Source organism: Streptomyces harbinensis, assembly GCF_900116145.1.
Classification (GTDB): domain Bacteria; phylum Actinomycetota; class Actinomycetes; order Streptomycetales; family Streptomycetaceae; genus Streptomyces; species Streptomyces carpaticus.
In genome coordinates this window covers 877136-897945 of sequence record NZ_FPAB01000001.1, presented here as the reverse complement: position 1 = coordinate 897945, position 20810 = coordinate 877136, and the positions used below count along the sequence as shown (strand labels likewise).

General features: G+C 71.6%; 15 protein-coding genes. 11 read left to right on the top strand and 4 right to left on the bottom strand.

What is annotated here, in order from left to right; all coding sequences use genetic code 11:
* Positions 1-66 precede the first annotated feature (66 nt).
* From BM385_RS04005 to rnhB, 5 genes are all read left to right on the top strand, one after another.
* Complete coding sequence (locus BM385_RS04005; protein WP_093842185.1) at positions 67-2964, top strand: vitamin B12-dependent ribonucleotide reductase; 2898 nt, start codon at positions 67-69, stop codon at positions 2962-2964.
* A gap of 75 nt (positions 2965-3039) precedes the next feature.
* Complete coding sequence (locus tag BM385_RS04000) at positions 3040-3825, top strand: SDR family oxidoreductase (RefSeq protein ID WP_093842184.1); 786 nt, start codon at positions 3040-3042, stop codon at positions 3823-3825.
* A gap of 30 nt (positions 3826-3855) precedes the next feature.
* Positions 3856-4464, top strand: coding sequence for a YdbC family protein (locus BM385_RS03995; protein WP_093842183.1), 609 nt, complete (start codon positions 3856-3858; stop codon positions 4462-4464).
* A 35-nt stretch (positions 4465-4499) separates the two neighbouring features.
* Positions 4500-5183, top strand: coding sequence for a histidine phosphatase family protein (locus BM385_RS03990; RefSeq protein WP_093842182.1), 684 nt, complete (start codon positions 4500-4502; stop codon positions 5181-5183).
* Between the two features lie 62 nt (positions 5184-5245).
* Positions 5246-5950 carry a ribonuclease HII gene (gene rnhB / locus BM385_RS03985; RefSeq protein ID WP_093842181.1) on the top strand — a complete coding sequence of 235 codons (705 nt, stop codon included), beginning with the start codon at positions 5246-5248 and terminating at the stop codon, positions 5948-5950.
* 12 nt (positions 5951-5962) lie between these two features.
* Here the strand turns inward: rnhB and BM385_RS03980 are convergent, their stop codons facing one another.
* Positions 5963-8167, bottom strand: a complete 2205-nt coding sequence (locus tag BM385_RS03980) for a RecQ family ATP-dependent DNA helicase (RefSeq protein ID WP_093842180.1) — start codon at positions 8165-8167, stop codon at positions 5963-5965.
* Positions 8168-8308: 141 nt separating this feature from the next.
* Between BM385_RS03980 and BM385_RS03975 the strand changes: the two genes are divergently transcribed.
* The 5 genes from BM385_RS03975 to BM385_RS03955 all read left to right on the top strand — a co-directional run bounded on the left by BM385_RS03975 (position 8309) and on the right by BM385_RS03955 (position 14373).
* Positions 8309-9508, top strand: coding sequence for a DUF4192 domain-containing protein (locus BM385_RS03975; protein ID WP_019435126.1), 1200 nt, complete (start codon positions 8309-8311; stop codon positions 9506-9508).
* A 32-nt stretch (positions 9509-9540) separates the two neighbouring features.
* Entirely contained in the window at positions 9541-10281 is a 741-nt protein-coding gene (locus BM385_RS03970) for an NUDIX hydrolase (protein WP_019435127.1), read from the top strand.
* 314 nt (positions 10282-10595) lie between these two features.
* Complete coding sequence (locus BM385_RS03965; protein WP_078576306.1) at positions 10596-11561, top strand: FadR/GntR family transcriptional regulator; 966 nt, start codon at positions 10596-10598, stop codon at positions 11559-11561.
* Between the two features lie 271 nt (positions 11562-11832).
* Positions 11833-13455 (top strand): RNA polymerase sigma factor, encoded by a 1623-nt coding sequence (locus BM385_RS03960; RefSeq protein WP_380979224.1) that lies wholly within the window; start codon positions 11833-11835, stop codon positions 13453-13455.
* Between the two features lie 90 nt (positions 13456-13545).
* Positions 13546-14373 carry a S1 family serine peptidase gene (locus tag BM385_RS03955; RefSeq protein ID WP_093842178.1) on the top strand — a complete coding sequence of 276 codons (828 nt, stop codon included), beginning with the start codon at positions 13546-13548 and terminating at the stop codon, positions 14371-14373.
* Between the two features lie 117 nt (positions 14374-14490).
* Here BM385_RS03955 and BM385_RS03950 read toward each other — a convergent pair whose 3' ends face one another.
* Positions 14491-14721, bottom strand: a complete 231-nt coding sequence (locus BM385_RS03950; RefSeq protein WP_019435131.1) for a DUF7455 domain-containing protein — start codon at positions 14719-14721, stop codon at positions 14491-14493.
* A 414-nt stretch (positions 14722-15135) separates the two neighbouring features.
* Between BM385_RS03950 and BM385_RS03945 the strand changes: the two genes are divergently transcribed.
* Positions 15136-17253, top strand: coding sequence for a DNA gyrase/topoisomerase IV subunit B (locus tag BM385_RS03945; RefSeq protein WP_093842177.1), 2118 nt, complete (start codon positions 15136-15138; stop codon positions 17251-17253).
* 6 nt (positions 17254-17259) lie between these two features.
* Here BM385_RS03945 and BM385_RS03940 read toward each other — a convergent pair whose 3' ends face one another.
* Together BM385_RS03940 and BM385_RS03935 are read right to left on the bottom strand one after the other, a co-directional pair.
* Positions 17260-18159 carry a ferredoxin family protein gene (locus BM385_RS03940; protein WP_019435133.1) on the bottom strand — a complete coding sequence of 300 codons (900 nt, stop codon included), beginning with the start codon at positions 18157-18159 and terminating at the stop codon, positions 17260-17262.
* Between the two features lie 88 nt (positions 18160-18247).
* The gene (locus BM385_RS03935; protein WP_093842176.1) at positions 18248-20722 is read right to left on the bottom strand and encodes a DNA gyrase/topoisomerase IV subunit A; all 2475 of its coding nucleotides are present in this window, start codon (positions 20720-20722) and stop codon (positions 18248-18250) included.
* Positions 20723-20810: the final 88 nt, after the last annotated feature.

Here is a 20810-nt window from a genome sequence, read left to right as displayed (position 1 = left end):
AACAGAAACACGCGACCGAGGAACGATCCGGTCGCACCAGGGCCTTGTGCCCGACAGGGAGGCGGAATGACTGAGACGACGAGCGGCCCGGCACGCGGTGGCTCCCGCGCCAAGGGCGGCAAGGGCACCGGAGGCAAGGCCGGCAAGGGGCTGCGGGTCGAACGCGTCCACACCACCCCCGGCGTGCACCCCTACGACGAGGTGGTCTGGGAACGCCGTGACGTCGTCATGACCAATTGGCGCGACGGCTCGGTCAATTTCGAGCAGCGCGGCGTCGAGTTCCCCGACAGCTGGTCGGTGAACGCGGTCAATATCGTCACCAGCAAGTACTTCCGCGGCGCCGTCGGCACGCCCCAGCGCGAGACGAGCCTCAAGCAGCTCATCGACCGGGTGGTGCGCACCTACCGCGAGGCCGGCGAGAAGCACGACTACTTCGCCTCCCCGGCCGACGCCGAGATCTTCGAGCACGAGCTGGCCTACGCCCTGCTGCACCAGATCTTCAGCTTCAACTCCCCGGTGTGGTTCAACGTCGGGACCGCGCAGCCCCAGCAGGTCAGCGCCTGCTTCATCCTGTCCGTCGACGACTCCATGGAGTCGATCCTCGACTGGTACAAGGAAGAGGGCATGATCTTCAAGGGCGGCTCCGGCGCCGGCCTGAACCTCTCCCGGATCCGCTCCTCCAAGGAACTGCTGTCCTCCGGCGGCAACGCCTCGGGCCCGGTCTCCTTCATGCGCGGCGCGGACGCCTCCGCCGGCACCATCAAGTCCGGCGGCGCCACCCGCCGGGCCGCCAAGATGGTGGTGCTGGACGTGGACCACCCGGACGTGGAGGCCTTCATCGAGACCAAGGTGAAGGAGGAGGAGAAGATCCGGGCGCTGCGGGACGCCGGCTTCGACATGGACCTGGGCGGCGACGACATCACGTCGGTGCAGTACCAGAACGCCAACAACTCGGTGCGCGTCAACGACACGTTCATGCGGGCGGTGGAGAACGGCGACAGGTTCGCCCTCAAGGCCCGGCTGACCGGCGAGACCGTCGAGGAGGTCGACGCCCGGGCGCTGTTCCGCAAAATGGCGGAGGCCGCGCACGCGTGCGCCGACCCCGGGATCCAGTACGACGACACCATCAACCACTGGCACACCTCGCCCGAGTCCGGCCGCATCAGCGCCTCGAACCCGTGCAGCGAGTACATGCACCTGGACAACTCCTCGTGCAACCTGGCCTCGCTGAACCTGATGAAGTTCCTGAGCGACGACGACGAGGGCCACCAGTCCTTCGACACCAAGCGCTTCATCAAGGTCGTCGAGCTGGTCATCACGGCGATGGACATCTCCATCTGCTTCGCCGACTTCCCCACCCACAAGATCGGCGAGACCACCCGCGCCTTCCGCCAGCTGGGCATCGGCTACGCCAACCTGGGCGCCCTGCTCATGGCGACCGGCCACGCGTACGACTCGGACGGCGGCCGGGCGCTGGCCGGCGCGATCACCTCGCTGATGACCGGTACCTCCTACCGGCGCTCGGCCGAACTGGCCGGGATCGTCGGCCCGTACGAGGGCTACGCGCGCAACGCCGAGGCGCACAACCGGGTCATGGAGCAGCACGCGCAGGCCAACGACGCGGCCCGCCGGATGGACGACCTGGACACCCCGGTCTGGGCGGCGGCCACCGAGGCGTGGCAGGACGTGCTGCGACTGGGCGCGAAGAACGGTTTCCGCAACGCGCAGGCCTCGGTGCTGGCGCCCACCGGCACCATCGGCCTGATGATGGACTGCGACACCACGGGCATCGAGCCCGACCTGGCGCTGGTGAAGTTCAAGAAGCTGGTCGGCGGCGGGTCGATGCAGATCGTGAACAACACCGTGCCCAAGGCGCTGAAGCGGCTCGGCTACCAGCCGGAGCAGATCGAGGCGATCGTCGCGCACATCGCGGAGCACGGCAATGTGGTGGACGCGCCGGGGCTGCGGACCGAGCACTACGAGGTCTTCGACTGCGCCATGGGCGAGCGCACCATCTCGCCGATGGGGCATGTGCGGATGATGGCCGCCGCACAGCCGTTCCTGAGCGGCGCGATCTCCAAGACGGTCAACATGCCCAGCACCTCGACCGTCGACGACGTCGCCGAGATCTACCTCCAGGGCTGGAAGCTGGGCACCAAGGCGCTGGCCGTCTACGTCGAGAACAGCAAGGTCGGTCAGCCGCTGTCGGCGAAGAAGACCACCACGCAGGAGAAGGAGGCGCCGGCCGCGGCGGCCGAGCCGGAGAAGGTGGTCGAGTACCGCCCGGTCCGCAAGCGGCTGCCGAAGGGGCGGCCCGGTATCACCACCTCGTTCACGGTGGGCGGGGCCGAGGGCTACATGACCGCCAATTCGTACCCGGACGACGGCCTGGGCGAGGTCTTCCTGAAGATGTCCAAGCAGGGCTCGACGCTCGCCGGGATGATGGACGCCTTCTCCATCGCGGTCTCGGTGGGTCTGCAGTACGGGGTCCCGCTGGAGACCTACGTCTCGAAGTTCACCAACATGCGCTTCGAGCCGGCCGGCATGACGGACGACCAGGACGTGCGGATGGCGCAGTCCATCGTGGACTACATCTTCCGCCGGCTGGCGCTGGACTTCCTGCCGTTCGAGACCCGTTCGGCCCTGGGCATCCACACGGCGGCCGAGCGCCAGCGGCACCTGGACACCGGTTCCTACGAGCCGGTCGAGGACGACCTGGACATCGAGGCGCTGTCCCAGTCCGCGCCGCGCGGCGCGGACACCAGCCCGCCGCGCCCCGAGCCCGAGGTGGCGGCCGAGGAGCGCCCCGCGCCGCGTGAGGCGCACAGCTCCACGGAGCTGCTGGAGATGCAGCTGGGCCTGAACGCGGACGCCCCGCTGTGTCTGTCGTGCGGCACCAAGATGCGCCGGGCCGGCAGCTGCTACCTGTGCGAGGGCTGCGGCTCCACCAGCGGCTGCAGCTGATCCGTCCCGGGGCCGGGGGAGGACCGTGCGGCGGTTCTTCCCCGGCCCCGCCGGGTCGCCGCGCACCATGGGGGGATGGAGCCGAGCAGCGGTGCGATCGTGGTGACCGGGGGGACGGGGACGCTGGGCCGGGAGGTGGTGCGGCGGCTGCTGGAGGACGAGTACGAGGTGCGGGTGCTCAGCCGGCGCCCGCATCCGCGGGCCGATCGCACGCCCCGGGAGTGGGCGGTGGGTGATCTGGCCACCGGTGTCGGTCTGGACGCGGCGCTGGAGGGGGCCGCGACGGTGGTGCACTGCGCGAGTGCGCCGGCGAAGGACGACACCGTGGCCACGCGCCATCTGGTGGAGGCGGCGCTGCGCGGCTCCCGGCCGCACCTGGTGTACATCTCGATCGTGGGCGCGGACCGGGTGCCGCTGGGCTACTACCGGCACAAGGTGGCGTGCGAGCGGATCGTGGCGGACTCGGGTCTGCCGTGGACCACGTTGCGGGCCACCCAGTTCCACGATCTGATCGCGCGGCTGACGACGGTGCAGCGGGCGGCGCCCGTGGTGTGCACGCTGGGCGGGGACGCGCGGGTGCAGCCGGTGGAGGTGCGGGAGGTGGGCGATCGGCTGGCGGAGCTGGCGGTGGGGGAGCCGGCCGGGCGGGTGGCCGACTTCGGCGGACCCCGGGTGCGTGAGCTGCGGGAGCTGGCACGTCTGACGGCGCGGGCCCAGGGGTGGCACCGGCCGGTGCTGCCGCTGCGGCTTCCGGGGAAGGTGGTGCGGGCGGTGCGGGACGGCGGGTTGCTGGCGCCGGATCACGCGCAGGGGCGCGGCACCTTCGAGGAGTTCCTGACACGGCGGGGCGCGATGCGGTGAGGGTCCCCCGGATGGCCGTACGATGGCGCGGTGCTGGTCAAGTGGACACGCTGCACCGTGATCGACCGAAGCGGCTTTCACCGGGGGCAACAGGAGTGGGCCGTGCTGCCCCGTGAGCCGGGGTTCCGGGGGCAGGGCGGCGGCTGGAGCCGGCGGGAGCCGGGGGTGGTGCACCTGTTCACCTTCTGGGAGAGCCGTTCGTCCTACGACTCCTTCATGGTGGACGCGCACGACCGTATCGCGGCAGGTCAGCGCGACAGTTACCGGGACCCGGTGGTGCGGCTGTTCGAGTACCGCTTCGATGTGAAGATGGGGTTCGAGCCGCGGTTCACGGACGCCGATCTGCTGCGGGTGGCGCACTGCACGGTTCACGAGGACCGGGCCGAGCATTTCGCGCTGATGCAGGAGCGGGTGTGGAACCCGGCGATGGCCGGCTCGCCCGGCATGCTGCGCGGGGTCTTCGCGGAAGCGGCGGACGACCACGCGTTCCTGGTGCTGTCGATGTGGAACTCGTCGGCCGAACGCGCCAAGTACCGGGCCGACCGGGTGGAGCGGCTGGGCGTGCGGGCGCAGACGGGTGACGACATCGCCTCGCTCACCGGCGATGTCATCGATGTGGAGCCGTCCTGGACGGTCTGAGCGGCCGGCGCCCCGACGAGAACTAGGCTGAGCGCATGGCACAGCCCAGGCGCATTGTTCTGCTCCGGCACGGAGAGTCACAGGGTAACTACGACGACTCGGTCTACGAGCGCATCCCCGACCACGCCCTGGAGCTGACGGACCAGGGACGGCGGCAGGCCGTGGAGGCCGGCGCGCGGTTGCGGGCGGTGTTCGGCGAGGAGGGCGTGTCGGCGTATGTGTCTCCCTATCGGCGCACGCTCCAGACGTTCCAGCTGCTGGGCCTTGACCCCACGCTGGTGCGGGTGCGCGAGGAGCCCCGGCTGCGGGAGCAGGACTGGGGGAACTGGCAGGACCGGGAGGACGTGCGCCGGCAGAAACGGGCGCGGGACGCGTACGGGCACTTCTTCTACCGCTTCGCACAGGGTGAGTCGGGCGCGGATGTGTACGACCGGGTGGGCGCCTTCCTGGAGAGTCTGTGGCGCAGCTTCGAGTCGCCCGACCATCCGCCGAACGTGCTGCTGGTGACCCATGGGCTGACCATGCGGCTGTTCTGCATGCGCTGGCTGCACTGGTCGGTGGCCGAGTTCGAGTCGCTGTCCAATCCGGGCAACGGCGAGACCAGGGAACTGCGTCTGGGCCGCAACGGGCGGTACCACCTGGACCGGCCCTTCGAGCACTGGCACACCCCCGAACTCCCCTTCGAGAGCGCGGGAACGAGGCCGCCGAACCGGCGCTGAGCGGGGCGCGGCCGACCCTCGGTCGGGGCGGTGGCGCGGCGGCAACTAGGCTGGGTGGTGTCATGGCCTACGAACCTCCTACTCATCGTGTCGAGCGGTCACTTCGCGCCACCACCGGGGCGCGGATCGTCGCCGGGGTGGACGAGGTCGGCCGCGGCGCCTGGGCGGGGCCGGTCACGGTGTGCGCCGCCGTCACCGGGCTGCGCCGTCCGCCCGAGGGGCTGACGGACTCCAAGCTGCTGACCCCGGCCCGCCGGGCGGCGCTCGCCGAGGTGCTCAGCGGCTGGGTGACCGCTCACGCGCTCGGGCACGCCTCGGCGCAGGAGATCGACGCACTGGGGATGACCGCCGCGCTGCGGCTGGCCGCGGTGCGGGCCCTGGAGGGGCTGCCGGTGCGCCCCGACGCGGTGATCCTGGACGGCAAGCACGACTATCTGGGCGCCCCCTGGCAGGTCCGCACGGTGATCAAGGGCGATCTCTCCTGTGTGTCGGTGGCCGCCGCCTCGGTCATCGCCAAGGTCACCCGGGACGCGATGCTGGCGGAACTGGCCGGGGACCACCCGGCGTTCGGTTTCGACAGCAACGCCGGCTACCCCTCCCCGGTGCACCGGGCCGCGCTGGAGGAGGAGGGACCGACCGAGCACCATCGCCGTTCCTGGGCCTATCTGGACCAGCTGCCGCGGTGGCGTCATCTGAAGCTGCCCCCGCACCGGGAGGCCCCGGAGCGGGAGTCCCTGGAGGACGCCGGCCAGCTCGGCTTCTTCTGACCGGTACCCGGCTCATCCCTGCACCGCCAGGACCAGGGGGAGTACCGCGGAGGCGCCGGCGCGGCGCAGCAGCCGGGCGGCCACGGCCAGGGTCCAGCCGGATTCGGTGTAGTCGTCGACCAGCAGCACAGGGCCGCCGGCCGAGCGCAGGGCCTCGCTGAGCGGGGCCGGCAGTTCCAGGGAGCCGTGCAGAGCGCGCAGCCGCTGGGCGCTGTTGCCGGGTGCGGACCGCCCGGCTTCCCCGGTGTGCCGCACGCTGCCCAGCAGCGGGAGCCGGCCCACGGTGGCGATGCGTTCGCCCAGGGAGTGCACGAGGCGCGGCCGGGAGCGGGAATCGAGGACGACCACCCCGACCGGCCTGGGCGTGGCCTCCGGTTCACCACTGGCCCAGCCGCCGGGGCCCTTCGCCCAGTCGGCCAGCACGGTGACCACGGCGTGCGCCACGTCGTCCGGCACCGGGGCGTCGGCGGCACCGGGGGCGAGCAGCGGGCGCAGCCGGTTGCCCCAGCCGATGTCGGAGAGCCGGCCCAGGGCCCGCCCGGCGGCGGCCTGCTCGTCGGGCGGGATACGGCCCTTGAGGTCGAGGCCGATCGAGGGCAGTCCAGTGGGCCACATCCGGCGCGGTTCCACGGCGGTGCCGGGGCGGGTGAGCTCGCCGTGCGCGGCGGCCAGCGCGTCCGGTGCGACGACCGCGTCGAACCGGGCGCCCGCGCAGTTGTCGCACCGCCCGCAGGGGGTGGCCTGCGGATCGTCCAGCTGGCCGCGCAGGAACTCCATCCGGCAGCCGGCCGCCGTGACGTAGTCGCGCATGGCCTGCTGCTCGGCAGCGCGCTGCCGGGCCACCCAGGCGTAGCGCTCCGTGTCGTACTCCCAGGCGGCACCGGTGGCGGCCCAGCCGCCGCGTACGCGGCGTACCGCGCCGTCCACGTCGAGGACCTTGAGCATCGTCTCCAGCCGGGAGCGGCGCAGATCGACGCGCGGTTCCAGCGCGGGGAGGGACATCGGCGCCCCCGCCTCGGCCAGGACCGCCAGGGTGTGCCGGACCTGTTCCTCGGGAGGGAAGGCCAGGGAGGCGAAGTACCGCCAGATCGCCTCGTCCTCCGGGCCGGGGAGCAGCAGCACCTCGGCCTGGTCGAGGGCGCGTCCGGCGCGGCCGATCTGCTGGTAGTAGGCGATGGGGGAGGAGGGGGAGCCCAGGTGGACGACGAAGCCGAGATCGGGTTTGTCGAATCCCATGCCGAGCGCCGAGGTGGCGACGAGGGCCTTGACCCGGTTGGCGAGCAGGTCGGCCTCGGCGGCCTCGCGGTCGGCGTTCTCGGTGCGGCCGGTGTAGGAGGCGACCCGGTGGCCGCGGGCGCGCAGGTAGGCGGTGACCTCCTCGGCGGCGGCGACGGTGAGGGTGTAGATGATGCCGGATCCCGGCAGCTGCTCCAGATGTCCGTCGAGCCAGGCGAGCCGGTGGGCGGCGTCGGGCAGGCGCAGGACGGAGAGCCGCAGGCTCTCGCGTTCCAGCGGGCCGCGCAGTACGAGGGTGCCGCCGTCGGGGCCGCCGCCGGTCTCCAGTTGTTCGGCGACGTCGGCGGTGACGCGGGCGTTGGCGGTCGCGGTGGTGGCCAGCACCGGCACCCCGGCGGGCAGCTCGGACAGCAGGGTGCGCAGCCGCCGGTAGTCGGGACGGAAGTCGTGCCCCCAGTCGGAGATGCAGTGCGCCTCGTCGACGACCAGCAGGCCGGTGGAGGAGGCGAGTTCGGGAAGGACGTCGTCACGGAAGTCGGGTGAGTTGAGCCGCTCGGGGGAGACCAGCAGGACGTCGACGTCGCCTGCCGCGACCTCCGCGCGGATGTCGGCCCACTCCTGGGGGTTGGCGGAGTTGATGGTGCGGGCCGCGATACCGGCCCGGCGGGCGGCGTCGATCTGGTTGCGCATGAGGGCGAGCAGCGGCGAGATGATCACAGTTGGGCCGTCGCCCCGTGCGCGCAGCAGCGCGGTGGCCACGAAGTAGACGGCGGACTTCCCCCAGCCGGTGCGCTGGACGACCAGGGCCCGGCGCCGGTGGGCCACCAGGGCCTCCACGGCGCGCCACTGGTCGGGGCGCAGCCGGGCGGCGCCGGTGGGGTCGCCCACCAGCCGCGCGAGGACGGTGTCGGCCGCCGTGCGCAGGTCCTCGGTGTCGGTCGGGGTGGGTGGGGTGGATCCCGGGGTGGTCTGCTGCTCCATGCCCCCATGCAAACGGAAAGCCGGTCCGGATGCGAATGCCCCCTGTGGAAAACCGGAGGGACAATCCCAAAATGAAACAGTATGAGTGGGGTTGTGGATAACTTTCAGCAAGAATCCGCTGATGTCAGGCACAGTCATGGCATGACTCCACACGGCAACACCGTTCAGCCCGTCACCGCTCTCGACGCCGACGTCGTGCTGCGCAACCCCGGAGACCTCGCCGACGCCCTTCCGTACCTGCTCGGGTACCACCCGGAGGACTGCATCGTGATCGCGGGGCTCTACGGGCCGCGCAGCCGGGTCGTCGGCCGGATCCGCGCCACACTGCCCGCCGACCCCGCCGAGTGGCCCGCCCATGCCGAAGCGCTGGCCTCCGCCCTGGCGACCGGCGGTGAGCCGGGCCCCGAGGAGCTGACGGGTGCGGTCGTCTACCTCTGCCCGGACGCCGACGCACCGGGCACCGGCCGCGAAGGGATGGAACGGCTGCGGCCCCTGGCCCAGCTGCTGCGGATCGCCTGCGGCGCCCGGGAGATCCCGGTGTGCGAGGCGCTGTACCTCGCCGAGCGCCGCTTCTGGTCCTACCTCTGCGTCCGCTCCGGCTGCTGCGACGCGGACGGCACCCCCGTCCCGGACGCCGGCTCGACCCCGCTGGCCGCGGCCTCGGCCGTCAGCGGCATCCGGGTCCAGGGCACCCAGCGCGCCCTGGAGCGGCGGATCCGCCCGCTGCGCGGCCCCGCGGTGGCCCGCCAGGTCCGGGAGCTGGACGCGGCGGCCGGAGCGCTGATGCCCAAGCTGCTGGGGCCGGAGGCGGAGTCGGTGCGACAGGAGACCCTGGAGCTGGCGCGGCGGCTGCTCGCCCGGCTGCGCCGGGCCCCGCACCGGGCGGCGATCCCGGCCCAGCGAGGCGCCGACAGCCACCAGGGCGAGCGCGCCGAGCGGGTCGATCCCGTGCAGGCGGCGGACGACCGCGACGACGCGCTGATCACCTCCGACGAGGCCGCCCGGATGATCCTGGGACTCCAGGACCTGCCCCTGCGCGACACCCTCGCCTCCTGGATGGAGGGCCCCGACGCCGCACCGGCCCTGCGCCTGTGGCGGGCGCTGGCCCGCCGCTGCGTGGGCGCCTACGAGGGGCACGCCGCCCCACCGCTCACCCTGGCCGGCTGGGTCGCCTGGTGCACCGGGGACGCGGTCGGTGCCCGGATCGCCCTCATGCGGGCACTGGAGACGGATTCCGAGTACCTGTTCGCCGCGCTGCTGCACCAGGCGATGAACGACGGCATGGACCCCGAACCGCTGCGCCGCTGCATGCGGCAGCCGCAGTCCGGTCCAAGGCCCTGATAAGGCGTCATGGTGACCCCTATGATCACGGCATGCCCTACGACCCGTCCGACTTCCCGCCCTTCGCCGTCACCGTCGATCTGGTCGTGCTCACGGTCCGCAGGCACGCCCTGTGCGCCCTCACCGTGCGGCGTGGTGAGGAGCCGTACCGGGGGACATGGGCGCTCCCGGGCGGTTTCGTCCGGGACGGCGAATGCCTCGACGCGGCAGCGGCCCGGGAACTGTCCGAGGAGACCGGGCTGCGGGCGCAGGGCGAGAGTGACGGGCTGGCCGGCGCGCATCTGGAACAACTGGCCACATACGGCGATCCGGACCGTGATCCGCGCATGCGGGTGGTCAGTGTGGCGCATCTGGTGCTGGCTCCCGATCTTCCGGCCCCGGTCGCCGGAGGAGACGCGGGCGGGGCGGAGTGGAAGCCGGTGGCGTCCCTGCTCGGCGACGCGCGGGGCGGGCCGGTGGAGAAGCTGGCCTTCGACCATGCGCGCATCCTCGCCGACGGAGTGGAGCGCGCCCGCTCGAAGATTGAATACTCCTCGCTGGCCGCCGCGTTCTGCCCCGCCGAATTCACGGTGGGCGAGCTGCGCAGGGTCTACGAGGCGGTGTGGGGCGTCTCCCTGGACCCCCGCAACTTCCACCGCAAGGTGACCGGCACCCCCGGGTTCCTGGTGCCGGTCGGGGGCACCACCACCCGGCAGGGCGGTCGCCCGGCCCAGTTGTTCCGGGCCGGCGGCGCCACCATCCTCAACCCGCCGATGCTGCGCCCGGACGTGTGAGGGCCGGCCCGGCCCGTGGGCACGCGGGCCCCGGCCGGTTCCGGCCGGGCGGAGCGCCGGATCTCGGCACCGGCGCAGCCGGATTGCCGTGCGGCGATCGTGCGCCGGGGCGTGCGAGCCGTGGCGGTGGCGGTGCGCGGCGCCGCCGCCGCGGACCCAGCGGGGCCTGGGCGGCGGGCAGTTGTCCGGGCCGGCCGCACGGGGCGGCGGGGCGGTGTGCCCAACTGCCCGGAGCTTCCCGGCATTGCCAGCGAGAAGTCCATTTCCGTCCGATTAGGCGTCAATTATGTGGGAGTCGCCGATCACCCTTTCGTGTGCTTTTCACCAAAGACCTCAAGGTGGTTGCGGGGTCCGCCGACAAAGGAGGCGTGACTACCCTTGCGCACTCGATGATGACCGCCACCCGCTCCACCGACTCCGGTCCGGCCGGCTCCGGTGGCCTCGACCGCTACTCCTACGCCGAGTCCACCGGCTCGGCACGCACCACCAACGCCCCCGTGTGGGAAGGAGCTGATCCCGATCTCGGCCGCGTCGGCCGTCGTGCCGCCGGCAGCCGGGGCCGCGGGCTGCACGGTCAACTCGTGCAGCAGCTCGGTCAGATGATCGTCTCCGGCGACCTCGGCGCCGACCGCCCGCTGGTGCCCGAGGAGATCGGGCAGCGGTTCGAGGTCTCCCGCACCGTGGTCCGCGAGTCCCTGCGGGTCCTGGAGGCCAAGGGGCTGGTCAGTGCCCGGCCCAACGTCGGCACCCGGGTCCGTCCGGTGGGCGACTGGAATCTCCTCGACCCGGACATCATCGAGTGGCGTGCCTTCGGCCCGCAGCGCGAGGACCAGCGTCGCGAGCTGTGCGAGCTGCGGCTGACCATCGAGCCGCTGGCGGCCAGGCTCGCCGCCGGCGACATCCGGGACGAGGTGCGCCAGCGGCTGGCCGACATGGTGGAGATCATGAACCACGCGCTCGGCCAGGGCGACGGGCTCACCTTCGCGCGGGCCGACGCCGAGTTCCACTCGCTGCTGCTCCAGGCCGCGGGCAACCGCATGCTGGAGCACCTGTCCGGCATCGTGGCCGCCGCCCTCCAGGTCTCCGGCGGCGCCGTCTCCGGCTGCGAGCACCCCTCCGAGGCGTCCCTGGTGCTGCACCAGCGGATCCTGGACGCGATCAGCTCCGGGGAGCCGGCCGCCGCCGAGAGCGCCATGCGGCAGCTGCTCACGGTGCACTCCGAGCCGGCCGCTCCGGCCGGGTCCGCGGACCATGTGGTGCCCGCCCCCCGCGAGCACTGAGCGGGTGCGCCCCGCGGCGTCGCCGGAGCCACCCGGGCAGGGCTCCGGCGCCGTCGCGGCTCCGGCCCGCTACAGTCGGGCGTGCGATGTGACTCGGGCCACGCGATTGCGGCGTAACACTTCGGGAAGCAACGCGATGATTCAAGAGGTGGCAGCGTTGGCAGGTCCCGAGGACCGCTCCGCTTCCGCCACCGGTGGTCCGTCCGGCCGCCGGTCGCGGTCCCGCTTCCTGTGAGTGGGGCCCAAGCCGTTTCCCAGAGTTTCCGAGAGGTTGTTCGTGTCGGCCAGCACTTCCCGTACTCTCCCCGCGGAGATCGCCGAATCCAATTCTGTGATGGCGCTCATCGAGCGGGGAAAGGCCGAGGGGCAGATCGCCGGCGATGACGTGCGCCGGGCCTTCGAGGCCGACCAGATCCCGTCAACCCAGTGGAAGAACGTTCTGCGCAGCCTCAACCAGATCCTCGACGAGGAGGGCGTGACGCTGATGGTGAGTGCCGCCGAGGCCCCCAAGCGCACCCGGAAGAGTGCCACCGCGAAGACGTCGGCCAAGCGCACCGCGACCAAGACCGTCGCCGCCAAGACCGTCTCCGTCCACCAGGCCACCGCCACGGCTCGTCCGGGTGCCACGGTGACCGACCCCGAGGGCGCGGAGGCCGAGGACGGCTCCACGGGCGCCGCCAAGAAGACCGCGGCCAAGAAGACGGCCGCGAAGAAGACCACGGCCAAGAAGACCGCGGCCAAGAAGGCGCCCGCGAAGAAGGCCACGGCCAAGAAGACCGCCACCAAGAAGACCTCCGCCAAGAAGGAGGTCGTCGACGAGCTGCTCGACGGCGACGAGGACGTCCTGGAGGAGTCGGCGGCCGAGCGCGCCGCCAAGGGCGGCAAGCTCACCGAGGGCCCCGACGGCAAGCCGGAGAACGAGGGCTTCGTGCTCTCGGACGAGGACGAGGACGACGCCCCCGCGCAGCAGGTCGCCGCGGCGGGTGCCACCGCCGACCCCGTCAAGGACTACCTCAAGCAGATCGGCAAGGTCCCCCTGCTCAACGCGGAGCAGGAGGTCGAGCTGGCCAAGCGCATCGAGGCCGGTCTCTTCGCCGAGGACAAGCTGGCCGGCTCCGACAAGATCGCGCCCAAGCTCAAGCACGAGCTGGAGATCATCTCCGAGGACGGCCGGCGCGCCAAGAACCACCTGCTGGAGGCCAACCTCCGGCTGGTCGTCTCCCTCGCCAAGCGCTACACCGGTCGCGGCATGCTCTTCCTGGACCTCATCCAGGAGGGCAACCTCGGTCTGATCCGCGCGGTGGAGAAGTTCGACTACACCAAGGGCTACAAGTTCTCCACGTACGCCACCTGGTGGATCCGGCAGGCGATCACCCGCGCGATGGCCGACCAGGCCCGCACCATCCGTATCCCGGTGCACATGGTCGAGGTCATCAACAAGCTCGCCCGCGTCCAGCGGCAGATGCTCCAGGACCTGGGCCGCGAGCCCACCCCGGAGGAGCTGGCCAAGGAGCTGGACATGACGCCCGAGAAGGTCGTCGAGGTCCAGAAGTACGGCCGCGAGCCGATCTCCCTGCACACCCCGCTCGGCGAGGACGGCGACAGCGAGTTCGGTGACCTCATCGAGGACTCCGAGGCCGTGGTCCCGGCCGACGCCGTCAGCTTCACCCTTCTGCAGGAGCAGCTGCACTCGGTTCTGGACACGCTCAGCGAGCGGGAGGCCGGCGTGGTCTCCATGCGCTTCGGTCTCACCGACGGGCAGCCCAAGACCCTGGACGAGATCGGCAAGGTCTACGGCGTGACCAGGGAGCGGATCCGCCAGATCGAGTCCAAGACCATGTCCAAGCTGCGGCACCCCTCCCGCTCGCAGGTGCTGCGGGACTACCTCGACTAGACCGCTGGACGGCGGCCCGCTCCGGATGCGCGATCGGGCCGCCGCGATGACGCTGGGTGACGACAAGACCTCGTACGGTCAGGAGTCCCCATGTCGCACTTTCCCCGGCCGCTGCTCCTCACCCTGCTGACGGCCCTGCCCGTCGCGCTGCTGCCCGCCTCGTCCGCCGCCGACGAGCACATCGTGGGCGGCGACCCGGTCTCGGTGGCCGAGTACCCCTGGGTGGTCGCCCTGGCCAGCCGTGACCGGTACGGCGATGCCCGCTCCGGACAGTTCTGCGGCGGGGCGCTGGTCGGCCCCGACACCGTCGTCACGGCCGCGCACTGTCTGAGTTCCGCCGTGCTCGGCAGCCGTCCGGCGGACGACCCCGGTGATCTGACGGTGATCGCCGGCCGGGACGATCTCGGCCGGGACACCGGCCGGGAGGTGCCGGTGCGCGAGGTGCGCATCAACCCCGACTACGACGCCCGCACCAACGCGGGTGACGTCGCCGTGCTCACCCTCGCCGAATCGCTGCCCGCCGAGGACGCCATCCGGGTGGCCGGGGCCGGTCATCCCGGCTACGCCCCCGGTACCCCGGCCCTGGTGCACGGCTGGGGCGACACCACAGGGGACGGCGGCTATCAGGATCTGCTGCGGGCGGCGTCCGTGCGGATGCTGGCCGACGAGGACTGCGCGCGCGCCTACGAGCCGGTGGGCGGCGGTTTCAGCGCCGCCTCCATGGTGTGCGCGGCGGCCCCGGAGGGCGGCCAGGACGCCTGTCAGGGCGACAGCGGCGGGCCGCTGGTGGCCGAGGGCGCGCTGGTGGACCTGGTGTCCTGGGGCACCGGCTGCGGGGATCCGGCCTACCCAGGCGTCTACACCAGGGGCTCGCTGATCGCGGAGCTGCTGGACGGGAGCGCCCCGGCCGCCGACTGAACGGTTTCAGGACAGGAACGGGCGGTCTTCCCGGTGGTACCGGGAGGACCGCCCGTGGTCCGTCTCGGGGACGGACCGCCCGTCGTCAGCGGCGGGAGGCGCGATACGGCGCGCGCGTCAGCGCTCGTCGTCGCCCGCGGTGGCCGGAGTCGCGGTGAGCTTCTCCGTCTCGTCCTGTATTTCCGCAGCGATCTTCTTGAGCTCAGGCTCGAACTTGCGGCCGTGGTGGGCGCAGAACAGCAGCTCTCCGCCGCTGATGAGGACCACGCGCAGATACGCCTGGGCACCACAGCGGTCGCAGCGGTCCCCAGCCGTCAGCGGGGTCGCGGGAGTCAGAACAGTAGTCACGTCGCCTCTTCTCTAGCTCGACGAGCTGTCGTACCAGGGTCAACATCCAACCAGGCCGAAAACGTTCCCGCTCGCGGCTTTCTTCCCCGAAATTCGTCGGTCGAGGTGGCCGAACGCTGCCGGGTGGCGGCGAATGAGCCGTATTGCAGGGTGTGTGGACAGTCGTGGTGGTGGTCGGCTACTTCGGTGTATCCGGTCCTGCTCTGTTCAGGAGGACGTGCCCGGAGCCTAAATGGTTCATGCGTCGAAGGGAACGTGATGTACACGTCACCCGAAAGAGTTATCGAACAAGGGATCGATTTCGTACCGTTCCGGACACTCCACCGGGGAGTGCACAACCGCTCTACAGGGCCTCGGTACCCTCTGAGCGGCGAACCTGCCACCCGAAGCAGAATTCAGCGAGGAGCGAACTGCGTGACCGCCGACACGTCCGTGCCATCCACCGCACTGCTGACCGGAAGTGACACCGGTGGCAACTACACCGCGCGGCACCTGCTCGTCCTGGAGGGCCTGGAGGCGGTGCGCAAGCGCCCCGGCATGTACATCGGCTCCACCGACAGCCGCGGGCTCATGCACTGCCTGTGGGAGATCATCGACAACTCCGTCGACGAGGCCCTGGGCGGCCACTGCGACCGCATCGAGGTGATCCTCCACGAGGACGGCTCGGTCGAGGTCCGGGACAACGGCCGCGGCATCCCGGTCGACATCGAGCCCAAGACCGGCCTCTCCGGCGTCGAGGTGGTGATGACCAAGCTGCACGCGGGCGGAAAGTTCGGCGGCGGCTCGTACGCGGCCTCCGGCGGCCTGCACGGCGTCGGCGCCTCCGTCGTCAACGCCCTCTCCGCCCGCCTGGACGTCGAGGTCGACCGCGGCGGCGCCACCCACAGCATCAGCTTCCGGCGCGGCACCCCCGGCATCTTCACCGAATCCGGCGCCGAGGCGCCCTTCGACCCCGCCGACGGCCTGCTCAAGGGCAAGAAGATCCCCAAGACCAGGACCGGCACCCGGGTGCGCTACTGGGCGGACCGGCAGATCTTCCTCAAGGACGCCAGGCTCTCCCTGGAGACCCTGCACGCCCGTGCCCGGCAGACCGCCTTCCTGGTGCCGGGCCTCACCCTGATCGTCCGTGACGAACGCGGCACCGACGGTGCGGGGCCGGTCGAGGAGACCTTCCACTACGACGGCGGCATCAGCGAGTTCTGCGAGTTCCTCGCCCAGGACAAGCCGATCTGCGACGTGCAGCGGCTGCGCGGCTCCGGCACCTTCAAGGAGACCGTCCCCGTTCTCGACGACCGCGGCCACATGATCCCCACCGAGGTGAAGCGCGACCTCGACGTCGACATCGCGCTGCGCTGGGGCACCGGCTACGACACCACGGTGAAGTCCTTCGTCAACATCATCGCCACCCCCAAGGGCGGCACCCACGTCTCCGGCTTCGAGCGGGCCGTCACCCAGACGGTGAACGACGTCCTGCGCGCCACCAAGCTGCTGCGCGTCGCCGAGGACAACGTGGTCAAGGACGACGCGCTGGAGGGGCTCACCGCGGTGGTCACCGTCCGGCTGGCCGAGCCGCAGTTCGAGGGCCAGACCAAGGAGGTCCTGGGCACCTCGGCGGCCTCCCGGATCGTCCTCCAGGTGGTGGCCAAGGAGCTGAAGGCGTTCCTGACCTCCACCAAGCGGGACGACAAGCAGCAGGCCCGCGCCGTCCTGGAGAAGGTCGTGGCGGCCTCCCGCACCCGGATCGCCGCCCGGCAGCACAAGGAGGCGCAGCGCCGCAAGACCGCCCTGGAGTCCTCGGCGCTGCCCGCCAAGCTGGCCGACTGCCGCAGCGACGACGTGGACCGCAGCGAGCTGTTCATCGTCGAGGGGGACAGCGCGCTCGGCACCGCGAAACTGGCCCGCAACTCCGAGTTCCAGGCGCTGCTGCCCATCCGGGGCAAGATCCTCAACGTCCAGAAGTCCTCGGTCTCCGACATGCTGAAGAACGCCGAGTGCTCGGCCATCATCCAGGTGATAGGGGCCGGCTCCGGGCGGACCTTCGACATCGACCAGGCCCGTTACGGCAAGGTGATCTTCCTCGCCGACGCGGACGTGGACGGCGCCCACATCCGCTGTCTGCTGCTGACCCTCTTCCAGCGCTACATGCGCCCCATGGTCGAGCAGGGCCGGGTCTTCTCGGCGGTGCCGCCGCTGCACCGGATCGAGCTGAGCAACCCGAAGAAGGGCCAGGACAAGTACCTGTACACCTACTCGGACAACGAGCTGCGGCAGACCCTGCTGGACCTCGACCGGCGCGGCACCCGCTACAAGGAGGCCATCCAGCGCTACAAGGGCCTCGGCGAGATGGACGCCGACCAGTTGGCGGAGACCACCATGGACCCCCGGTTCCGCACGCTGCGGCGGATCAACATCTCCGACCTGGAGGCCGCCGAGACCGCGTTCAGCCTGCTCATGGGCAATGAGGTGGCCCCGCGCCGGGAATTCATCACCGCCTCGGCCGCCACGCTGGACCGGTCGCGGATCGACACCTGAGGGTGATCAGGGGAGCGGGCGGACGGCGGTGACGGCCATCCGGGTCTGCGGCAGCGCCGCCGCGCCGCAGCTCGCCGGCAGCACCGGTCCGTCCGCCGCCTCGACGGTGACCGACCAGCGGCGGCCGTCGCTGTGCGTGACGGTCACCGCGCCGGCCCCGTCCGTGCCGCTCTCCTCGACGCCGAGCGCGTCCGCCCCGTCCTCGCCGGTCAGCTCCCGCACCGCCAGCTCAGCCGCCTGTCCCGCGCGGCCCCACGCGGAGCGCCCCCGGCAGCGCTCGGTGACCATCCGGCCCTCGCGCAGCGCGGTGGCCACCTCCTTGACCAGCGGCGCGGAGGCCCGGCCGTAGGCGTAGCCGTGCGGGAGGGTCAGCAGGGTCGGGGCGAACCGGTGGCCGCCGATGTGGCTGATCTCCCACACCTCGACGCCACCGCCCACCGCCAGCTCGGCGGCCAGCGGCCGGCCCAGTTCGGCGCAGCAGCGATCCCGCCGCCCATTGGTGCACACCAGGGCCAGCGGATCACCGTGATACGGGTCCCCCGTGCCGTCGTGCTCGCCGCCGCCCAGACGGGCGAAATCCAGGCCGAGCAGCTCTTCCGGCGCGGTGATCCGCAGCGTCCGCACCCAGGAGCGGCCCGGGCGGGTATGAGCGAGATACACCTGGCGGGCACCGGACACGGCGCCGGACGGGGCGCGGCCGGGGCGGCGGATCAGCGCCACGCGGACGCCGGTGCCCTCGGCGGCCGACTCCAGGGCCGCACCGAGCGCGGGGTCGAGCCGGCTGCCGGTCAGCGCCCGCGGGCCCCAGGGGCCCGGCTGCTCCAGCAGCAGCCAGCTGGTGCCGGTGGCGGCGGTGGCCGCCGGCGGTTCCTCCCGCGTCCAGGACGCGCTCGCGCACAGGGTCACACAGGTGAGCCTAACCTCCCTCGCCCCACCCGGCTCGGCGGAGCCGGACGGGACGAGGGACCCGGGGACGGGCCCCGGCCGGGGTCGGTCACACCGGACCGGCCACCACCGCCACCGCCTTCTCCAGCGGCACCCCGGAACCGTCGCGGCGCGGGTCGATCTCGGGCAGCGACAGCGGAGCGCCCGTCCGCGAGGCGGCCCTGGGCGGCGCGGCACCCGCCCAGGCGAAGATCAGGTGGTCCTCGCCCTTCAGGAAGCGCTGGCAGCGCACCCCACCGGTGGCCCGGCCCTTGCGCGGGTACTGGTCGAACGGCGTCAGCTTGGCGGACCCGTGCGAGCCGACGAGCGTCTCCTCGCCGCCCGCCACCGTGAACACCACGGCCTCGGCCGCCGGGTCGACCGCCGTGAAGGAGATCACCCGGGCGTCGTCGCCCAGTTTGATCCCCGTCATCCCGCCCGCCTGCCGGCCCTGCGGCCGGACCTGCGAGGCCGGGTAGCGCAGCAGCTGTGCCTCGTCGGTGATGAAGACCAGATCCTCCTCACCGGTGCGCAGCTCCACCGCGCCGACGATCGCATCGCCCTCGCGCAGGGCGATGACCTCCAGCTCCTCCTTGTTGGACGGATAGTCGGGCACCACCCGCTTCACCACACCGGACGCGGTGCCGATCGCCAGCCCCGGGGAGGACTCGTCCAGGGTGGTCAGGCACACCACCCGCTCCCGTGCCTCCAGCGACACGAACTCCGACAGCTGCGCCCCGCCCGCCAGCGCGGGCGCCGACGCGGAGGCCGGCAGCTGCGGCAGATCGACCACCGACACCCGCAGCAGCCGGCCGGCCGAGGTGACCACCCCGATCTCGGCGCGCGCGGTGGCGTGCACCGAGGAGACGATCACATCGTGCTTGGCCCGGGCCGCCGGCTCCGCGAAGTCGGCGTTCCCGTCCGCGGTACGGGCCAGCAGGCCGGTGGAGGACAGCAGGACCCGGCACGGGTCGTCCGCCACCTGGAGCGGTACCTCCTCGACCGGCGCGGCGTCCGCGTCCAGCAGTACGGTACGGCGCGGCGTCCCGTACTTCTTGCTGACCTGCGCCAGCTCCTGCGACACCAGCTTGCGCAGCTCCGCGTCCGAGTCGAGGATCTGCGTCAGCTGCTCGATCTCCTCGGTCAGCCGGTCCCGCTCCGACTCCAGCTCGACGCGGTCGAACCGGGTGAGCCGGCGCAGCGGGGTGTCCAGGATGTACTGGGTCTGGATCTCGCTCAGCGCGAACCGCTCCATCAGCGCGTCCTTGGCCTGGGCGGCGTTGTCGCTGGAGCGGATGATCCGGATGACCTCGTCGATGTCGATCAGGGCGATCAGCAGCCCCTCCACCAGGTGCAGCCGGTCGCGCCGCTTGGTGCGGCGGAACTCGCTGCGCCGGCGCACCACCTCGAAGCGGTGGTCGACATAGACCTCCAGCAGCTCCTTGAGCCCCATGGTGAGCGGCTGCCCGTCCACCAGCGCCACGTTGTTGATGCCGAAGGTCTCCTCCATCGGCGTCAGCTTGTAGAGCTGGGCGAGCACGGCCTCCGGATTGAAGCCGTTCTTCACCTCGATGACCAGCCGCAGCCCGTGCTCGCGGTCGGTGAGGTCCTTGACGTCCGCGATGCCCTGGAGCTTCTTCGCGTTGACCAGGTCCTTGATCTTGCCGATGACCTTCTCGGGTCCCACCGCGAACGGGAGTTCGGTGACGACCAGGCCCTTGCGGCGTGCCGTGACCGTCTCCACCGACACGGTGGCGCGGATCCGGAAGGTGCCCCGGCCCTTCTCGTACGCGTCGCGGATGCCGGAGAGCCCGGTGATCTGCCCGCCGGTCGGCAGGTCAGGGCCTGGCACGAAACGCATCAGGGCGTCCAGATCGGCGTTCGGGTGCCGGATCAGATGCCGGGCGGCCTGGATCACCTCGACCAGATTGTGCGGCGGCATGTTGGTGGCCATGCCCACCGCGATCCCGCTGGAGCCGTTGACCAGCAGATTGGGGTACGCGGCCGGCAGGGCGACCGGCTCCTGCTCGCTGCCGTCGTAGTTGGGGGAGAAGTCGACGGTGTCCTCGTCGATGGACTCCACCATGAGCGACGAGGCCGGCGCCGAGCGGCACTCGGTGTACCGCATCGCGGCCGGCGGGTCGTCGTTGCCGAGCGAGCCGAAGTTGCCGTGCCCGTCCACCAGCGGCAGCCGCATGGAGAACGGCTGCGCCATCCGCACCAGCGCGTCGTAAATGGCGGTGTCGCCGTGCGGGTGCAGCTTGCCCATCACCTCGCCGACCACCCGCGCGCACTTCACGTACGCGCGCTCGGGGCGCAGCCCCATGTCGTGCATCTGGTACAGGATCCGGCGGTGCACCGGCTTGAGACCGTCCCGGGCGTCGGGCAGCGCCCGGGAGTAGATCACCGAGTACGCGTACTCAAGGAATGAGCCCTGCATCTCGTCGACGACGTCGATGTCGAGGATGCGCTCCTCCACATCGGCCCCGGACGATGTTCCGGCGGCACCCCTGCCAGACGGGGTCTTCGAACTGCGGCGGGCCATCGCGCGCGGGCTCCTTAGTTGTGAACTGAACAGAACATACGAACCAGCGACCAAACGGGCCGTGAACAGGCCCGGTGCTGCGGACCAT

Coding starts and splice junctions, on each gene's coding strand:
- BM385_RS04005 (WP_093842185.1), top strand. CDS start 67: ATGACTGAGACGACGAGCGGCCCGGCACGCGGTGGCTCCCGCGCCAAG.
- BM385_RS04000 (WP_093842184.1), top strand. CDS start 3,040: ATGGAGCCGAGCAGCGGTGCGATCGTGGTGACCGGGGGGACGGGGACG.
- BM385_RS03990 (WP_093842182.1), top strand. CDS start 4,500: ATGGCACAGCCCAGGCGCATTGTTCTGCTCCGGCACGGAGAGTCACAG.
- rnhB (WP_093842181.1), top strand. CDS start 5,246: ATGGCCTACGAACCTCCTACTCATCGTGTCGAGCGGTCACTTCGCGCC.
- BM385_RS03980 (WP_093842180.1), bottom strand. CDS start 8,167: ATGGAGCAGCAGACCACCCCGGGATCCACCCCACCCACCCCGACCGAC.
- BM385_RS03975 (WP_019435126.1), top strand. CDS start 8,309: ATGACTCCACACGGCAACACCGTTCAGCCCGTCACCGCTCTCGACGCC.
- BM385_RS03970 (WP_019435127.1), top strand. CDS start 9,541: ATGCCCTACGACCCGTCCGACTTCCCGCCCTTCGCCGTCACCGTCGAT.
- BM385_RS03955 (WP_093842178.1), top strand. CDS start 13,546: ATGTCGCACTTTCCCCGGCCGCTGCTCCTCACCCTGCTGACGGCCCTG.
- BM385_RS03935 (WP_093842176.1), bottom strand. CDS start 20,722: ATGGCCCGCCGCAGTTCGAAGACCCCGTCTGGCAGGGGTGCCGCCGGA.